The sequence below is a fragment of the Testudinibacter sp. P27/CKL/0425 genome (assembly GCF_052931395.1).
The window spans coordinates 1-16737 of record NZ_CM128801.1 but is presented as its reverse complement, the minus strand read 5'-3'; the positions used below and the strand labels follow the sequence as shown (position 1 = coordinate 16737).

At 43.2% G+C, this 16737-nt stretch carries 13 protein-coding genes and 1 pseudogene; 7 read left to right on the top strand and 7 right to left on the bottom strand.

Going from position 1 to position 16737, the window contains the following annotated elements:
- Positions 1-17 precede the first annotated feature (17 nt).
- The 7 genes and pseudogenes from dppC (at position 18) to ACUHGC_RS00040 (ending at position 7329) form a co-directional block, all read left to right on the top strand.
- The gene (dppC, locus tag ACUHGC_RS00070) at positions 18-926 is read left to right on the top strand and encodes a dipeptide ABC transporter permease DppC (protein WP_446833688.1); all 909 of its coding nucleotides are present in this window, start codon (positions 18-20) and stop codon (positions 924-926) included.
- A 10-nt stretch (positions 927-936) separates the two neighbouring features.
- Complete coding sequence (gene dppD, locus ACUHGC_RS00065) at positions 937-1956, top strand: dipeptide ABC transporter ATP-binding protein (protein ID WP_446833687.1); 1020 nt, start codon at positions 937-939, stop codon at positions 1954-1956.
- Positions 1949-2917, top strand: coding sequence for a peptide ABC transporter ATP-binding protein (locus ACUHGC_RS00060; protein WP_446833686.1), 969 nt, complete (start codon positions 1949-1951; stop codon positions 2915-2917). Before dppD ends, ACUHGC_RS00060 begins: the two co-directional genes overlap by 8 nt.
- Before the next feature lie 208 nt (positions 2918-3125).
- A pseudogene (tnpA, locus tag ACUHGC_RS00055) lies at positions 3126-3542 on the top strand (IS200/IS605 family transposase).
- A gap of 315 nt (positions 3543-3857) precedes the next feature.
- Complete coding sequence (gene asnB / locus ACUHGC_RS00050; protein WP_446833685.1) at positions 3858-5411, top strand: asparagine synthase B; 1554 nt, start codon at positions 3858-3860, stop codon at positions 5409-5411.
- Positions 5412-5540: 129 nt separating this feature from the next.
- Positions 5541-6335 carry a glycosyltransferase gene (locus ACUHGC_RS00045; protein WP_446833684.1) on the top strand — a complete coding sequence of 265 codons (795 nt, stop codon included), beginning with the start codon at positions 5541-5543 and terminating at the stop codon, positions 6333-6335.
- Positions 6336-6441: 106 nt separating this feature from the next.
- Positions 6442-7329: an IS256 family transposase, variant Zn-binding type gene (locus ACUHGC_RS00040; RefSeq protein ID WP_446834861.1), complete on the top strand. Its 888-nt coding sequence runs from the start codon at positions 6442-6444 to the stop codon at positions 7327-7329.
- A 155-nt stretch (positions 7330-7484) separates the two neighbouring features.
- Here the strand turns inward: ACUHGC_RS00040 and ACUHGC_RS00035 are convergent, their stop codons facing one another.
- From ACUHGC_RS00035 to dnaA, 7 genes are all read right to left on the bottom strand, one after another.
- Positions 7485-8330, bottom strand: a complete 846-nt coding sequence (locus tag ACUHGC_RS00035) for a glycosyltransferase family 52 (RefSeq protein ID WP_446833683.1) — start codon at positions 8328-8330, stop codon at positions 7485-7487.
- Between the two features lie 106 nt (positions 8331-8436).
- Positions 8437-9705: a cytidylyltransferase domain-containing protein gene (locus ACUHGC_RS00030; protein ID WP_446833682.1), complete on the bottom strand. Its 1269-nt coding sequence runs from the start codon at positions 9703-9705 to the stop codon at positions 8437-8439.
- Between the two features lie 89 nt (positions 9706-9794).
- On the bottom strand, positions 9795-10553 hold the full coding sequence (locus ACUHGC_RS00025) for a glycosyltransferase family 25 protein (RefSeq protein WP_446833681.1): 759 nt from the start codon (positions 10551-10553) through the stop codon (positions 9795-9797).
- A 67-nt stretch (positions 10554-10620) separates the two neighbouring features.
- On the bottom strand, positions 10621-13050 hold the full coding sequence (gene gyrB, locus ACUHGC_RS00020) for a DNA topoisomerase (ATP-hydrolyzing) subunit B (RefSeq protein ID WP_446833680.1): 2430 nt from the start codon (positions 13048-13050) through the stop codon (positions 10621-10623).
- Positions 13051-13140: 90 nt separating this feature from the next.
- Complete coding sequence (recF, locus tag ACUHGC_RS00015; RefSeq protein ID WP_446833679.1) at positions 13141-14220, bottom strand: DNA replication/repair protein RecF; 1080 nt, start codon at positions 14218-14220, stop codon at positions 13141-13143.
- Positions 14221-14235: 15 nt separating this feature from the next.
- Positions 14236-15336: a DNA polymerase III subunit beta gene (dnaN, locus tag ACUHGC_RS00010; RefSeq protein ID WP_446833678.1), complete on the bottom strand. Its 1101-nt coding sequence runs from the start codon at positions 15334-15336 to the stop codon at positions 14236-14238.
- A gap of 51 nt (positions 15337-15387) precedes the next feature.
- Positions 15388-16737: a chromosomal replication initiator protein DnaA gene (gene dnaA, locus ACUHGC_RS00005; RefSeq protein ID WP_446833677.1), complete on the bottom strand. Its 1350-nt coding sequence runs from the start codon at positions 16735-16737 to the stop codon at positions 15388-15390.

Here is a 16737-nt window from a genome sequence, read left to right as displayed (position 1 = left end):
TAGAGGAAATCGTTATTATGTCTGAACCATCAGTTTCAACTCAAGCTGTCGTCGTCGCACCGGCGCCAAAAGGGCCTATCGCCGAATTTTGGTCGCATTTCAGCCACAGCAAGGGCGCGGTCATCGGCTTGAGTTATATTATTTTTATTTTTGTTGTCAGCTTGCTGGCAAATGTGATTGCGCCGCACGATCCGATCGCGCAGGCGCGTGATGCGCTGTTAATGCCGCCGGCATGGCTTGAAGGCGGCAGCTGGAGTTATATTTTCGGCACTGACGACGTCGGGCGCGATATTTTGTCGCGTTTGATTTATGGTGCGCGCTTGTCACTATTTATCGGCTTGTTAGTCGTCAGCCTGTCGTTTATGTTCGGCGTGATTTTAGGCTTGGTGGCCGGTTATTTCGGCGGCTGGATCGATGTGATGATCACGCGGGTGATCGACATCATGTTAGCACTGCCTAGCTTGCTGCTGGCAATTGCGATTGTGGCTATTTTAGGGCCGTCGCTGCTAAATGCTTCGTTTGCGATTGCACTGGTGTCATTGCCGAGCTATGTGCGTTTGACCCGTGCTTCAGTGCTAAACGAACTGAATCGTGATTACGTCACCGCTTCGCGCGTTGCCGGCGCAGGGCTAATCCGCTTAATGCTGATCACTATTCTGCCAAACTGCTTGGCACCGCTGATCGTGCAAACCACGCTTGGCTTTTCCAATGCGATTTTGGACATGGCGGCACTGGGCTTTTTGGGCATCGGCGCGCAGCCGCCGACACCGGAATGGGGCGCAATGCTGGCCGAAGCGTTGCAATTTGTGCAGCGTGCTTGGTGGGTGGTAACCTTCCCGGGATTGGCAATTTTATTGACCGTATTAGCATTTAATTTAATGGGTGATGGTTTGCGTGACGCCCTTGATCCGAAGCTGAAACAATAAGGAACACGCAATGACATTAGATAAAACATTAGATTGCGAATTAGAGACTTCGCTACTGGAAGTAAATCACTTATCGGTGCATTTTGGGGCTCTGCAAACTCCGTTTAAAGTGGTGGATCGCATCAGTTACCGCATCAAACAAGGCGAAGTACTGGGCATTGTCGGCGAATCCGGTTCCGGCAAATCCGTCAGTTCGTTGGCGGTGATGGGACTGATTGATTTTCCCGGACGCGTGAGTGCCGACAGCCTGAACTTTGCCGGCGATAACCTGCTGGCGATTTCAGAAGATAAAAAGCAAGAGTTGGTCGGCGCGGAAGTGGCGATGATTTTCCAAGATCCGATGACCAGCCTCAATCCGGCTTATACCGTCGGTTTTCAAATTATGGAAGCGCTGAAAGTGCACGAAGGCGGCAGCCGTCAAAGCCGTCGTCAGCGCACCCTTGAGCTGCTGACCCAAGTGGGCATTCCGGATCCGGAATCGCGCCTGTCGGTATATCCGCATCAGCTTTCCGGTGGTATGAGCCAACGGGTGATGATTGCCATGGCAATCGCTTGCCGCCCGAAATTACTGATCGCCGATGAACCGACAACCGCACTTGATGTAACAATTCAAGCGCAAATTATTGATTTGCTGTTGGAATTACAGAAAAAAGAGAACATGGCGCTGATTTTGATCACCCATGATTTAGCCTTGGTTGCCGAAGCGGCGGAACGGATTTTGGTGATGTATGCCGGACAAGTGGTGGAAGAGGGCAAGGCTGCCGATATTTTCTCAACCCCGAAACACCCTTACACGCAAGCATTGCTGCGTTCCTTGCCGGAATTTGCGGTTGGCAAATCGCGCTTAAATTCATTATCCGGCGTGGTACCGGGCAAATACGACCGCCCGACCGGCTGCCTGCTGAATCCTCGCTGTCCGTATGCAACCGATGAATGCCGGGCGCAAGAACCGCACTTACATCAATTGGCGGATCGCCAAGTGAAATGCCACACCCCGTTAAATGCTCAAGGAGAACCGGGTCATGTCTGATAATGTGTTGTTAAAGGGGATTGACCTCAAAAAATATTATCCGGTGAAAAAAGGCTTGTTCAGCAAACCGCAACAAGTGAAAGCCTTAGACGGTGTATCATTTGAATTGGGACGCGGCAAAACCTTAGCCGTGGTGGGCGAGTCGGGTTGTGGAAAATCGACCTTAGCGCGTTTGCTGACCATGATCGAAGATCCGACCGACGGCGAGCTGTATTACAACGGGCAGAATTTTTTGGTAAATGATAACGAAACCAAAAAACTGCGACGTAAGAAAATTCAGATCGTATTTCAAAACCCGTATGCGTCGCTAAATCCGCGCAAAAAAGTCGGCACGATTTTAGAAGAACCGTTGCTGATCAATACCGAACTCACGCCGGAACAGCGCAAAGAAAAAGTGCTGGCGATTATGGCGCAGGTGGGATTGCGTGCGGAATTTTACGATCGCTATCCGCACATGTTCTCCGGCGGGCAACGCCAGCGGATCGCGATTGCGCGCGGTTTAGTGTTGAATCCGGATATCGTGGTGGCAGACGAACCGGTTTCCGCGCTGGACGTTTCCGTGCGGGCGCAAGTGCTGAATTTGATGATGGATTTGCAAAATGAACTGGGGCTGTCGTATATCTTTATTTCCCATGATCTGTCGGTGGTCGAACACATCGCCGATGAAGTGATTGTGATGTATTTGGGGCGCTGCGTTGAACAAGGCACAACCGAGCAGATTTTCAGTAATCCTCGCCACCCTTACACCCAAGCGTTACTCTCCGCTACGCCTCGCCTTTCCCCGGAAAAACGCCGTGAACGGATTAAACTGAGCGGCGAACTGCCAAGTCCGCTTAATCCGCCACAAGGCTGCGCGTTCAGCGGACGTTGTCGTTTGGCGGAAGAACGTTGCTTCCAATCAAAACCGGAATTGCGCCAATACCCGGACGGCAGCAAAATCGCCTGTTTTGTGGTGGAATAGTATTTAACAATTTAACTATTCACGCGTTGGAACCGCACTTTAGATTGCATAAAGTGCGGTTTTTTATTATAGCGAGACAACGTCTCGCTATAATAAAAAACCATACGCTATGTGTATGGAACCAAAAAGCTTAAGCGGTGAAAAGAAAATCCTCGCTATATAATGAATAAGGCTGACAACCAAAATTCAAAATATAGGAGGATAAGTCATGGTAAGTCAATTCAATGACGATTCGAGTCTATCACACACAAGATGGAACTGTAAGTATCATGTCGTGTTTATTCCGAAATATCGAAGAAAGGCAATTATGTAGTTACAAAAATGTAGAAATAATAGAAGCGCATGCAATGAAAGATCACATCCATATGCTTTTAAAGCTCCCGCCTAAACTGGCGGTATCAAGATGGGGTATCTGAAAGGTAAATCCTCACTGATGATATTTGAACGGCATGCAAATCTAAAATACAAATATGGTAATAGGCATTTTTGGGCGAAAGGTTACTGTGTCAGTACGGTAGGTTTAAACACGAAAGTGGTAGAAGAATATATCAGGAATCAAGAAAAAGAAGATATGATTCAGGATAATTTATCGAAGAAAGAGTATATAGACCCCTTTAAGGGGTAAGCCATAGAGTTATTGTACGGTTGTCAGTGTTCACATGCCCCTTGAGGGGCATGTGAAGTAATAGGCCCTTATAGGGTAGCCTAAAAACCGCACGTTTTACGTGCGGATTGTTATTTTTCATCTAAAAAATTGGTGAATTATTTAAATAAAATTCACTTAAAATATTTAATCTTTAATTTTAATTCTGCATTTTGACTAATTTGTTGATATTTATCTTGTGTTGGTTGTATTCTTGTAACCAATTAACAACGGAAAGCAATAAAAATTAGATGGAGTATAATTATGTGTGGATTCGTTTTCGCATCCGAGCCCCAGATGTCAGCGTCGGATTTTCAACGCGGTTATGATCAAATTATTCATCGAGGTCCCGATCACCAAAGTTTCACCACCGAAGCCAGCGGCTTATGGGGGTTTCACCGTTTGTCGATTATGGATCTGTCAAATAACGGAAACCAGCCGTTTAAACACAACGGGTATGAACTGACTTGCAACGGCGAGGTGTACAACTTCGAAGCGCTGCGCGATTTGCTGAAAGACCAATTTGAATTTAAATCCGACAGCGATTGCGAAGTGTTGATTCCGCTGTATGAGCGGGTGGGCTTTGAAGTGATGGTCAAAATGCTGGATGCCGAGTTTGCACTCGTATTATTTGACAAGCAAAGTGATCAAGTCATGGCGGCGCGTGATCCGATCGGAATCCGCCCGATGTTCTATGGTTATGAAAAACAGAGCGGCAAAATTGCCTTTGCTTCTGAAGCCAAAGCGTTAGTGGCGTTTTGCCGTGAGGTGCAACCGTTCCCGCCGGGGCATTATTTTCAAGACGGCAAATTTACCTGTTATAACGATATCGCCGATCCGAAAAGGGTGCATGATCACGATATTCCGACGATTGCCAAAAATATTCGTGAAAAACTGGAAAGTGCGGTTATCAAGCGCCTGTACGCCGATGCGCCCTTGGGTTTCTTATTGAGCGGCGGGTTGGATTCGTCACTGGTTTGTGCCATTGCGCAGAAACACTTGGATAAACCGATTAAAACCTTTGCTGTCGGCATGGAAACCGATCCGATTGATTTAAAATACGCCAAAGAAGTGGCGGATTTCTTAGGGACGGATCACACCGAAGTGATCATGAGCAAAGATGATGTGTTGGATTCGTTGGAAAAAGTGATTTGGCATTTGGAAACGTGGGATATCACCACGGTGCGTGCCAGTATCGGAATGTATTTAGTCTGTAAATATATTCGTGAAAATACCAACTTGAAAGTGTTGTTGACCGGCGAGGTCAGCGATGAAATTTTCGGCTACAAATACACTGATTTTGCGCCGAGCCCGGCGGCATTTCAGCAAGAAGCGCAGAAACGGATCCGAGAGCTGTATATGTACGATGTATTGCGTGCCGACCGCTGCTTGGCAGCAAACTCACTGGAAGCGCGCGTGCCGTTCGGTGATCTGGATTTTGTTGATTATGCGATGAGTATCAATCCTGAGAAAAAAATGAACGTGTACGCCAAAGGCAAATATCTGTTGCGCCACGCATTTGAAGGTTTAGAGTATCTGCCGGACAGCATTTTAATGCGTGAAAAAGCGGCGTTTAGCGATGCGGTTGGACATTCTATGGTGGACTACCTGAAAGCCTATGTGGAGGAAAAATATACAGCAGCCGATTTGGCAGCGGCAAAAGACAAATACGCTTACGCCACACCGTTCACCAAAGAATCACTGTTGTACCGTGATATTTTTGAGAAATTCTACCCGGGCAACGCCGGCTGGATTAAAGACTTTTGGATGCCGAACAAAGAGTGGCAAGGCTGCAACGTCAACGACCCTAGCGCCCGAGTATTGGGGAATTATGGAGATAGCGGGAAGTAAGTCTGCAATTAATCTTTCACCTATAACCGCACTTTGTGATCGCAAAGTGCGGTTTCTGCTTTGTATCTAAGTTAGTAATTCTATGGTATTATTCTAGGGATTTATTATTTTAAATAAAGGTGATATAAAATGCTGAATGACCCTGTTCAAATGCTATGGATTGGTGACTCAATTAGTCGTTTAGAATATTTATGTATGCAATCCTTCATTGCTAATGGACATCCAGTCCATTTGTATATCTACAGACCTATCAAGAATCTTCCGAAAAAAGTGATTTGTTTTGATGCAAATGAGATTGTGCCAGAAAATAAAATTTTTAGACATAAGGGATCATATGCTGGTTTTTCTGATTTTTTCCGTTGGAAGTTATTAATTGAAAAAGGTGGTTATTACTGTGATACGGATATGCTATGTATTCATCCACTTAATTTTGATGAACCCAATATAGTCGGTATGGAATCACATAATTCAGTGAATGCAGCATTTATTCGGCTTTCTCCTAACCACCCTTTAGCGTTAGAAATGTTAGATTGTGCACTAAATCCTAATAAGATAAAACCTTATGATACTAGGCGTTTAAAGCGAAAAAAACTTTTGAAAAAAATAACGTTTGACAATAACCAAATTGGCTGGGGGGAGACTGCTGGTCCTAGAGCATTAACCCGAGCAATTCAATATATGGGAATAAATTCGAATGTTTCCTTAAAAGACTTTACTTATTTTTATCCAATAGATTGTGGCAATTTTAATTCATTATTTAATACAACACTTAGTAATGAAAAATTATATAAAAATACTCATACAGTACATTTATGGAATGAAATGCTAAGAAGGGGCGGAATAGATAAGGAGAATCCGTTTGATCCTAACTCACTTATAGGTGGTTATTTTAACTTATATTGTTCAGATTATAAGAAGGCATAGTAGACAAAAATGTGGCTGAAATCTCGCTTAATCCCTTATAGAATAAGGCGTTAAGTGAGATTTTTTAAAATGACCAAAAAATTGCTATTTCTGTGGTTCAGAACACATTAAAAAACACGGTAAAAATTCAGGCAAGCAACGCTATAAATGCTTGGATTGTTTACGGACATATTCTCACACAAATTACCTTCAATCCGCCCAAATCTGGCACGATTACACCGTCGGAAAACAGACGTATAAGCAGCTTGCGTTAACCTATGATTGTTCGGTCAGGACTATCCAAAGGCACCTGAAAAAAGCCCCTAAAACGCCACTCAGCACACCGCAAACCACAATGTTGAATCTTATTATGGATGTCACTTTTTTCGGGCGACAATTCGGCGTATTAGTCATAATGGATTCCCGCTCAAAAAAGGTGATTTACCACCAAATCGTTCGTACCGAAAAGGACATTTACTATACCAAAGCCATCAATCGATTGCGTAAAAAAGGATTTATTATTCAATCTATTACTTGCGATGGGCGACGGGGCTTATTGAAAGATATATTTAATACGCCAACCCAAATGTGCCAATTTCACCTTGTTGCAATGGTGATTCGCAAGCTGACGAGAAACCCTAAATCCGTTGCCGGAAAGGAACTGAAAACAATGGTTAAAACACTCAAGCAGAGTCACAAAAATGACTTTTATGTCCGTTTGCATCACTGGTTTTTGCAGCATAAAGCTTACTTAGAAGAACGGTCTGATATACCCGATAATCAGGGTAAATTTCCTTATAAACATCGCAAATTGAGAGGGGCTTATGCCAGTATTAAACGCTATATGGATTACTTGTTTGTCTTTGAAAAATACCCGGAGTTACGGATAGAAAAAACGACAAATCGGCTGGAAGGGCTGTTTAAGGATTTAAAGCAGAAATTATCCGTTCATAATGGACTAAACCGAAGGAATAAGATTATGTTTATACAGGATTTTTTGAATAAAAAGAGCTAGAAAAACTAGCGCTTTAAGAGGAGTAGCCACAAAAATGTCTAATAGAAGCTTAGATCTCAAAATCAGCCACATTTTTGGCTACTATGCCTATAAGAATCTTATATAATGAGTTTATTCTTATTAACTTAAAGACTATTGAGTTTTAATGGCTGGATCTATACATTAGTTATAGTAATAGGAAATCTAGTCATTAGGTTTATCTCATTTTCGAATCCCTCCACAGGAATTACATGGATATTTGTATTTTTTACTTTTGAAATATTTATTGCTGCGGAGCTAAAAAATGTATAAATATCAATCTCAGAAAATGTTTCAATGTTTTTGATTACCCAGTCCTCAAAGATATACTTAGTTTTTATATAAGTTACTTTTTCAATTTTATAAATTTCTCTTGGGTGTGGAAAATAAAATTGAATCTTGAATTTTGAGATGCATTTATTAATTAGCTCGATGTTTTTATCTGGACTATTAAATATAGGCTGTCCAATAAGTATGGATAATTTTTGATTGTTTTTATGTGGTGTTTTTTTATAAATGTTATCCTCTATTAATTTTAGTGGGATTAGATTTTTTGAAATGTTTTTATGTTCAGGATAAATGGTATAATGTGCTTTTATACTTTCTAAAACTTTACTTTGAGAAAATTTTATTCTAAATAATGTTTTTATAATCCATTTTGAAAGACTAAATGAGTTGGTTTCTTTTTTATGGAAAAAGCTAGTCTCAATGATATTTGCAGTTCCATCATCAAATGTAAAAATATCATTAATTCCTTTGTTTTTTGATAAAATATAATGAATTGCTAGTTTATTAATGCTAGCAAAAAATACTTTTTCATAAAGAAATTCTTTTGGTAATTTTGATGATAATATTATCTTGAATCTATCTTTTTTTGTATATTCTGGAAGTAATAAAAATTTAGAATGACTACATAGACTACTTACTTTATTGTAGTAATATCTATATTTCTCATTGTCGTTATTTTCATTTTCTATAATCATATAAAAATGAAAATCCTCATTAGGAAATATTTTTATTATTTTTTCAGCCAATACGGCTTGTAATGGCGTGCTGCATATGATTAGATTCATGACTTTTAATTTACTTTTAGATGTGTATTTCTCTAGACATTACTTTTTCAACGATAGAATAGCCATTTTTATTTAGGTTTAGCCCATCAATAGTATTTTTTAAATTTAGTTTTCCATATTGATCTTGTAGATAGTGATTGATTTCTATAATTTTGATATTGTCCCCAAATAAAGTTGAATTTATCTCTTGGTTAAGTTTTGAAATAGAGATATTGCTTCTATCTTTTCTAAATGCTGAATATATGATTTCTAGTAAAAATATCTCGGATTTTTTATTTATTTCTTTGATGCTTGAGGTTATTTCTTTCAATGCACTTATTGATTCTGATTCTAAATAGTCCGGCTTAATGATGTCATTGCTTCCTAAGTTAATAAAAACGTAACTCCCTAATTTTTTGATCATATTTTTATTAAAAATATGATCAAGATATTCTTTAGTTGAAATTCCTTCGATGGATATATTATTAAATGATAACCCATTTATTTCTTTTATATCCCATAAACCAAAAATTGAATCACCAAGTAGAGTTATATCTTTGACATTATTAAAATTATCTGATTTTTCTTTAATTCTATTAATAATTTTATTTAAATGATTCTGATTTTTATTTTTTTGCTGTAAGATAAAATATAAATAATCAAAGTCTAGTTCATCATCGATATCAATTGATTCTTTTTTATTCATTAAATAAGCAATAGAGTTTTCGCCATAAAAGTGCTTTTGTTCTAAGTATTTATTTGTTTTAGCAATATAAATAGCGCCATTTGGATGATATTCACGATATTGCTGTCTGGAGTAATTGCTATAATCTATATTATATGCTTTTAGGCTTTCATTTTCATCTAGAGGTCTAAATAGTGTCGATGGCTTTCCACCTTCTACCATGGATACCAAAAAATCAAAACGATCACTATTTTTTTCAAATTTTTCTATACTTTCAAGTATATGATGTTCAGTTCTTAATGGTGATGTAGGTTGTAATAGCATAAAATAATCATATTCAATACCTAAATTTCGTTCTAAGGTATCTTTAATTACAACGTAAGAGCTAGCTGTATCACTTGATAATTCAGGAGAACGGATAATTACATCTACAGGATAGTGCGCAATAGCGTCTTTATACTCTAATGAATCGGTAGTAATAATAATTTTTTCGAATACTTTTGATTTTAAAGCGGCTTCTATAGAATAGGCAATAAGAGGTTTACCATCTAATAAAAGTACATTTTTATTTGGCAAACCCTTTGAGCCAGATCGGGCTGGTATTATTGCAATTTTCTTCATGGTAATCTTACTTATGAAATTTAAATCAATATCTGTTTTAAGATTGAATTAATAGTTATACTTTAAGTTAGATTACGCAGGGTGTCAATTTATTTGATGTAAAACTTAAAATTATGCAAAAACCGACGAATATTATCTTTTGTGGAGTAATATTCCCGTCTAATTTTATCGCTAAGGCTGAGGGACGCTCTTTTTCTGCCTTCTTGGGTGATGATCGATTCTAATCCGGCATCAGAGATGCAAGGTGGAATGAGTGAAAGGTTTTCTATTTTATTTTCATAAAATCTTGCCATTTGATCATCAACAGGATAGATCACTTCTTCAAAAAAGCTAATTAATCTTTGCGCAATTTCTGGTGCGATAAGATAGCCAGTTGTGCAGATATATTCACGGAAATATTTTGCGATCGCAAAATGTTCTGTTTTCGCGATCACACGGTGTTTATCTGAGCGAGGATTCTTGTGTAGCCAGAGAAATTGGTATTTTTCTGCCAGTTGTTTGGCTTCTTGCAGAAAATAGACAAAATTGTCTAATAAGTTCGCATCATCTTCTAATACAATAATCGGCAGATTGTCTTTAATGCACTGTTGCCACAATTGATAGTGGCTGGCGAAACAGCCTAATTCAGAAAGTGATAGGTTGCGCCCTTTGCGCAGGAAATGTTTCTTGGCGTTGTATTTTTTGAATAGAGGATGATCGGGATTTTTAGTACCGTGTACTGCGGGGAAATAAGTAATATCCAATATTAGCTCGGGAGATTGTGCGATTAATTTTTCAAATTGCTGATCCATATAGGCTCTACGATCAAGCGATGTTTCAAGATTAACAATATAAATTTTAGGATACATACTATTTTCCCAATATCAGTGAGCAAAATAATGGCTAGTGATAATTCACTAGCCAAAACAGTTAGAACTAAATATCCAAATTTGCCTGCAACGCATTGCTTTCGATGAAGTCGCGGCGCGGTTCAACTTCATCGCCCATTAGGGTGGTGAATAGTTGGTCGGCGGCGACGGCATCTTTAATGGAAACTTGCAGCATATGGCGCACGTTTGGATCCATGGTGGTTTCCCACAGCTGCTCAGGGTTCATTTCGCCCAGCCCTTTATAGCGTTGAATGCCTAAGCCACGGCGGGATTCTTTCACTAGCCACTCAACCGCTTGCTCAAACGAGGAGACCGGAGTTTGGCGTTCGCCACGCACCACATACGCTCCTTCCTCAATGAGATTGCGCAATTGCTCACCCAATTTCACGATCCGTTGGTATTCCGAGCCTTCGGCAAAGTGGAAATCTAAACGGTAATCGGTGTCGATGCCGTGGGTGCGCACGGTCAGCACCACTTCGTGTAGGTGGCGCTCTTGGTTATAAACGGTGCGAATCGCATAGTGATTGCCGCCGGCTTCTTTGGTTTGCAGAGTTTCTAACAGCGGCTTCGCCCAATTTTGTACCGCACTTTCATCTTTCATCAGCTCAAGGGTCAACGTCGGCGCATAGATCAGCTCTTTTAACAGCGCGGTCGGGTAGTGGCGTGCCAAGCGGTTAATCATTTTGTTCACCGCATTGTATTCGCCGATCAGTTTTTCTAACGGCAAGCCGCCCATCACCGGTGCGGAATCCGAAATATGTAAACCAGCGCCGTCTAATGCGATCGCCCGTTCATATTGGGTCATCGCTTCGTCATCTTTAATATATTGTTCCTGTTTGCCTTTTTTCACTTTATACAGCGGTGGTTGAGCGATATACACATAGCCTTTTTCGATCAATTCAGGCATTTGGCGATAGAAGAATGTCAGTAATAAGGTACGAATGTGCGCACCGTCCACATCGGCATCGGTCATGATAATGATTTTGTGGTAGCGCAATTTTTCAGGGTTGTACTCATCACGCCCGATTCCGCAGCCAAGTGCGGTAATCAATGTTGCCACCTCTTGTGAAGAGAGCATTTTGTCGAAACGGGCTTTTTCTACGTTTAGGATTTTGCCTTTTAACGGTAGAATCGCTTGATTTTTACGGTTGCGCCCCTGTTTTGCCGAGCCGCCCGCAGAATCCCCTTCCACAATGTAGAGTTCGGACAGCGCAGGATCACGTTCTTGACAGTCGGCAAGTTTGCCCGGCAAGCCGCCGAGATCCAATGCACCTTTGCGGCGGGTCATTTCACGTGCTTTGCGTGCCGCTTCCCGTGCTCTTGCCGCATCAATGATTTTTCCGACAATGATTTTGGCATCATTCGGGTTTTCCAGCAGATATTCTTGCAAGCGTTCGCCCATTGCCGATTCCACCGCGCCTTTCACTTCGGAAGAGACCAATTTATCTTTGGTTTGCGAAGAGAATTTAGGATCAGGCACTTTCACCGAAATAATTGCTACCAAGCCTTCACGGGCATCATCGCCGGAGGTGTTGATTTTCGATTTTTTGTTGTAGCCCTCGTTTTCCATGTAGTTATTTAGGGTGCGGGTCAGTGCCGCACGGAAGCCGGCAAGGTGTGTGCCGCCGTCGCGCTGTGGAATGTTGTTGGTGAAACAATACAAATTTTCCTGAAAGCCGTCATTCCATTGTAATGCCACTTCCACGCCGATGCCGTCTTTTTCGTTATCGGCAGAGAAGTAGAACGGTTGCTGGTGAATCGGGGTTTTGTTTTTATTCAAATGCTCCACGAACGCACGAATCCCGCCTTCATATTTGAAGTGATCTTGCTTGTCGCTGCGCTTGTCGATCAGTTTAATCGACACACCTGAATTTAAGAATGAGAGTTCACGCAGGCGTTTTGCCAAAATTTCATATTGAAATTCGATGTTGGTGAAAATGGTCGGGCTCGGCCAAAAACGCACCGCCGTGCCGGTTTGTTCGGTTTCGCCGATCACGCCCAATGGTGCTTCAGGGACGCCCAAGTGGTAAGTCTGCTCATGCACTTTGCCCTCACGGCGAATGGTCAGCAACAGTTTATCCGACAGCGCATTCACCACCGACACACCCACGCCGTGCAAACCGCCGGAGACTTTATACGAGTTGTCGTCAAATTTTCCGCCGGCGTGCAGCACGGTCATGATCACTTCTGCCGCCGAAACGCCCTCTTCAGGGTGAATGCCGACAGGGATCCCACGCCCGTCATCTTGCACCGAGACAGAATTATCGGTGTGAATCGTCACGATAATATCTTGGCAATGACCGGCAAGGGCTTCGTCGATTGAGTTGTCCACCACTTCAAATACCATATGATGCAAGCCGCTGCCGTCATCGGTGTCCCCGATATACATTCCCGGGCGTTTTCTAACCGCATCAAGCCCTTTCAGGACTTTGATGCTGGAGGAATCATAGGCGTTTGAAATAGTGTTATTAGACATAATTTTTCTCGGTTTTTTATTCAAAAATTTCAAAGATTATAACAGATTTTGAGGGGTTTAACACGAGCTAATTTCAGCGCAAAAGTGCGGTCAGCGCAGCGGGGTTAACTTGCCGTGTTGTAGCTCAAACAGTGTACCGTTGGCAAGCGGCATTTGTTTGAGTTGATCTTGGGTGATAGCGGTGACAAACACTTGTGAGCCGCTGTTTTGCAGGCGTTCAGCCAGCAGGGCGCGCTTGGTTTGATCCAATTCGGAAGCGAAATCATCCAGCAGGAACAGGCAGCTGCGCTGTTTGGTTTGGGTTAAATGTTCGCCCTGTGCCAAACGCAGCGCGCACATCATCAATTTTAGCTGGCCGCGCGACAGCACATCATCGACCGGCAAGCCGTTGGCTTTAAAGCGGAAATCGGCTTTTTGCGGGCCGGCAACGGTGTAACCGATGTTTTTATCGCGTTCAAAATTTTGCGCCAACAGTTCGGCGTAGTGACTGTCTTTATCCCACCCTTGGTGAAAACTGAGTTGAATCTCCAGTTCCGGCAAAAACAACTTGCAGGTTTGCTCAATATTCGGGCGCAGGGTGTCGGCATATTCTCGGCGCCAGTCGCTGACTTGGTGCGCCAACAGTGAGAGTTCAGTGTCCCAAATTTTCAATGCTGCATAGTGTGAACTTTGTTGTAAAGCGGCATTGCGCTGCTTCAGTAGGCGACGCAGCCTTGCCCATGCACTGTAAAATTCAGCTTGATGATGAAACAGCCCCCAGTCGAGGAACGCGCGACGAAATGCCGGGCCGCCGTTTAACAGGGTTAAGCCTTCGGGTGAAATAATTTGCATCGGCAGCAGTTGCGCCAGATCGGAAATTTTATTGCCGTCTTCACCGTTGATTTTCACCAGGGTGTCGCCCTGTCGGGTTTTCTGTAAGCCCAACGCCCAGTCGTGTTGTTGCTCGTTCATGCGGGCGTGCAGGGTAAAGTGCGGTTGATCGTAGTGGATAATCCGTTGGCTGACCGCACTTTTAAATGAACGTCCATGCCCCAGATAGTAAATCGCTTCCAACAGGCTGGTTTTGCCGCTGCCGTTGTTGCCGACAATAAAGTTGAAGCCGGGATTCGGTTCAAAATCCACGGCTTGCAAGTTGCGAAAATCGCTGATGATTAAACGAGAGAGCGCCACAGTCGAATTTGCCTGTTATAAGCGCATCGGCATAATCACATATTCGGCGCTGGCTTCGTTGCAGTCTTCAATCAGGCAGCTGGAGTTGGAATCGCTGAAGCGGAACCGCACTTTGTCGCATTTTAATGCGTTTAGCACGTCGAGCAGATAGCTGACATTGAAGCTGATTTCCATTTCGTCGTTGTCATATTGAATGTCGATCACCTCTTCGGCAACATCTTTTTCAGCATTGCTGGAAGTGATGCCCATTTGATTCAGGCTCAGTGCCAAACGCACACCGTGGATCCGATCGCTGGATAAAATCGCCGCACGCGAGAACGCCTGTTTTAAGGTTGTCCAGTCGGCTTCCAACAGGTGATCGGCATTGCGTGGCAATACGCGGCGGTAGTCCGGGAAGCGTCCGTCAATCAGCTTAGAAGTGAACACCGTATGTTCAAATTGCACTCGAATATTACTGGTGCCGATTTGGATCCGCACCGCTTGTTCCGGTTCGTTTAACAAACGGTTCAATTCCAACACGCCTTTGCGCGGCACGATAACCGAATGGTTCGGCAGAGATTGTTCCAATGGAATGGTGCAAACCGCCAGTCGATGTCCGTCGGTAGCAATGGTGCGCAACAGATTGCCTTCGGTTTCAAATTTCATGCCGTTTAAGAAATAGCGTGCGTCTTGGTTTGCCATTGAAAACTGGGTGGCGTCAATCAAACGGCTTAAGGTCTCTTGCGGCACGGTGAAATCCACTTCGACATGCCAGTCGGTCAAGGTCGGGTATTCGTTTGCCGGCAGGGTAGAAAGCGTGAATTTACTGCGTCCGCTGCTGACAATCGCACGATCTTCTTCGAAAACCACGCTAATTTCAGCATCGTCGGAGAAACTGCGGCAAATATCGAGAAACTTTTTACCGGGAATGGTATAGAAACCGTCTTGAGCCGCACTTTTCAATTGGGATTGGGTGGAGAGTTCCACTTCCAGATCGGTGCCGGTCAGAATCAGGCGGTTGCCGTCGATTTGCAGCAGCAAATTGTGCAGCACCGCGGTCGGCGGGCGCGAATTTAACACGCCGCACACTTGTTGTAATGGTTTAATCAGGTTTTCCCGAGCGATAGAGAATTGCATACTCAACCTCTTCCTTAACAGTCGTACTTTCTAAAAATAAAGGGTTCAAAATTAAGCGGATAGTGTCCGAATTAAATTGGAAAAATCTTCTTGGATATTATTATCTTTTTCGCGCAAATCCGCAATTGTACGGCAGGCGTGCAACACCGTGGTGTGATCGCGATCACCGAATGCTTTGCCGATTTCCGGCAGGCTGCGGTTGGTCAGCTCTTTTGCTAGTGCCATTGCCAATTGGCGCGGACGGGTGACCGAGCGTGAACGGCTTTTGGATTTCAAATCGGAGACTTTGATTTTATAATATTCGGCAACCATTTTTTGAATGTTTTCAATCGTCACCAGTTTGTCTTGCAGCGCCAACATATCTTTCAACGCTTCGCGCACCAGATCAATGGTCACCAATTCGCCTTTAAAATCCGCCCAAGCGCGCACCCGGTTCAACGCGCCTTCCAGCTCACGCACATTGGTGCGCAATTTTTGCCCGATGAAAAACGCCACTTCTTCCGGCAGATTGACGCCGCTCTCTTCGGCTTTTTTCATTAAAATCGCCACGCGGGTTTCTAAATCCGGCGGTTCAATCGCAATGCTCAAACCCCAGCCGAAACGCGATTTCAGTCGATCTTCGATTTTATCAATCTCTTTCGGATAACGATCGGAAGTTAAAATAATCTGGTGATTGCTTTCAAACAGTGCGTTAAAGGTGTGGAAAAATTCTTCCTGCGTGCCTTCTTTGTTGGCAAAAAATTGAATGTCATCGATCAACAGCACATCTAAATTGCGATAAAACTTTTTGAAATTGTCGATTTTGTCATTGCGCAGTGCCCGCACCATTTCTTGCACGAAGCGTTCCGAGTGCAGATACACCACTTTGGCATCGGGCTTGTCGGCGAGAATGCCGTTACCAATCGCGTGCAATAAGTGGGTTTTACCCAGTCCGGTGCCGCCGTACAGATACAGCGGATTGGAATCTGAACTGCCCGGATTATCGACTACTTTCTGTGCCACCGCGCGCGCCATTTGGTTGGATTTCCCCTCAACGAAATTGTCGAAGGTGTGTTTGGCGTTCAAATTGCTGCGAAACGGTTTGCTTTCCGCTTCAGCGGCTTTCGCGCCGTTTTGCGTAGTTGCCGGTGTTTCGGTTTGCGCCGGTGTGTTGCTCGGCGGCTTAATTCCTTCCACCAGTTTCACCTTAAATTGCGGATTGCCCGCCAAAAAGCGCACGGTTTCTTTAATTTGGCTCAGATAACGATCTTGCACCCAGCCGATCACAAAGCGGTTCGGGGCGTATAGCACCAACATTTCCTGTTCTAAATCTGCCTGCAACGGACGCAGCCAAGTGCTGAAATCGGTCGGGGAAACTTTATCTTGTAAATGCGAGAGACAATCTTGCCAAAGGGAAGACAC

Bases quoted from the DNA above. Each gene is read 5' to 3' on its own strand.
- dppC (WP_446833688.1), top strand. From the start codon at position 18: ATGTCTGAACCATCAGTTTCAACTCAAGCTGTCGTCGTCGCACCGGCG.
- dppD (WP_446833687.1), top strand. From the start codon at position 937: ATGACATTAGATAAAACATTAGATTGCGAATTAGAGACTTCGCTACTG.
- ACUHGC_RS00060 (WP_446833686.1), top strand. From the start codon at position 1,949: ATGTCTGATAATGTGTTGTTAAAGGGGATTGACCTCAAAAAATATTAT.
- dnaN (WP_446833678.1), bottom strand. From the start codon at position 15,336: ATGCAATTCTCTATCGCTCGGGAAAACCTGATTAAACCATTACAACAA.
- asnB (WP_446833685.1), top strand. From the start codon at position 3,858: ATGTCAGCGTCGGATTTTCAACGCGGTTATGATCAAATTATTCATCGA.
- gyrB (WP_446833680.1), bottom strand. From the start codon at position 13,050: ATGTCTAATAACACTATTTCAAACGCCTATGATTCCTCCAGCATCAAA.
- ACUHGC_RS00025 (WP_446833681.1), bottom strand. From the start codon at position 10,553: ATGTATCCTAAAATTTATATTGTTAATCTTGAAACATCGCTTGATCGT.
- ACUHGC_RS00030 (WP_446833682.1), bottom strand. From the start codon at position 9,705: ATGAAGAAAATTGCAATAATACCAGCCCGATCTGGCTCAAAGGGTTTG.
- ACUHGC_RS00035 (WP_446833683.1), bottom strand. From the start codon at position 8,330: ATGATTATAGAAAATGAAAATAACGACAATGAGAAATATAGATATTAC.
- ACUHGC_RS00045 (WP_446833684.1), top strand. From the start codon at position 5,541: ATGCTGAATGACCCTGTTCAAATGCTATGGATTGGTGACTCAATTAGT.